The organism is Pseudomonas sp. 05N434 (genome assembly GCF_056396965.1).
In genome coordinates this window covers 7,501-8,524 of sequence record NZ_JBFTMK010000345.1, presented here as the reverse complement: position 1 = coordinate 8,524, position 1,024 = coordinate 7,501, and the positions used below count along the sequence as shown (strand labels likewise).

Below are 1,024 nucleotides of genomic sequence, written 5' to 3'. Positions count from 1 at the left end.
CCTATATAGAGCGCCATGGCTTAGCGTTTGCTCGAAGCCAACAGGGTGGCTTTCTCTTGGTCCATACGCGCCATCAGCGGTTGGCTTTGCGCAAGGAAGCGTGAGCGTTCAGCTTTGGAGATCGGATCGGCCATCGCTACCTTCTGACCCAGCGGGTCGACGTGCACACCATTGACCTGGAACTCGTAGTGCAGGTGCGGGCCGGTGGAGAGGCCGGTGGTGCCGATGTAGCCGATCACCTGACCTTGCTTGACGCTGCCGCCAGTCTTGATGCCTTTGGCGAAGCCCTGCATGTGGCCGTACAGCGTACGGTAAGTACTGCCGTGCTGGATAATCACGGTATTGCCGTAACCGCCGCGGCGACCGGCCAACAATACCTGGCCGTCGCCGGCAGCCTTGATCGGTGTGCCGCGCGGTGCTGCGTAATCGACACCCTTGTGGGCGCGGATCTTGTTCAGGATCGGGTGCTTGCGGCCCATGGAGAATTTCGAGCTGATGCGGGCGAAGTCTACCGGAGTACGGATGAACGCCTTGCGCATGCTGTTGCCGTCAGCCGTGTAGTAGCTGCTGTTGCCTTGTTTGTTGGTGTAGCGCACAGCGGTGTAAGTCTTGCCACGGTTGGTGAAGCGCGCGGAAAGAATGGGGCCGTTACCGACGGCTTTACCGTTGACGACTTTCTGTTCATAGATCACATCGAACTCGTCACCTTGGCGAATATCCTGGGCGAAGTCGACGTCATAGCCAAACACGCTGGCCATATCCATGGTCAGGCTATGGGACAAACCGGCACGGGCTGCGGATTGCGACAGCGAACTGTTGATCACGCCATGTACGTAGGCGGTGCGAACAGTGGGCTTGGCGGTAATGCGGTTGAATGTATAACCCTTGCCGTTCTTGGTCAGGCTGATGCTTTCCGTGTCGCTGACTTTGCTGTGCAAATTGGTCAGTTGGCCGTTCGGGCCGAGTTCGAACTCGAGCTTCTGGCCATGTTTGAGCTGGCTGAACTGCTTGGCCTGCTTGTCGC

At 58.3% G+C, this 1,024-nt stretch carries 1 protein-coding gene (cut by a window edge); it reads right to left on the bottom strand.

Going from position 1 to position 1,024, the window contains the following annotated elements; translation table 11 throughout:
• Positions 1-20: 20 nt before the first annotated feature.
• Positions 21-1,024: the 3' portion of a peptidoglycan DD-metalloendopeptidase family protein gene (locus AC1DLB_RS20065; RefSeq protein ID WP_018928882.1), read on the bottom strand. It continues 415 nt past the right edge of the window; only the last 1,004 of its 1,419 coding nucleotides appear in the window; its start codon lies off the right edge, out of view; it ends in the stop codon at positions 21-23.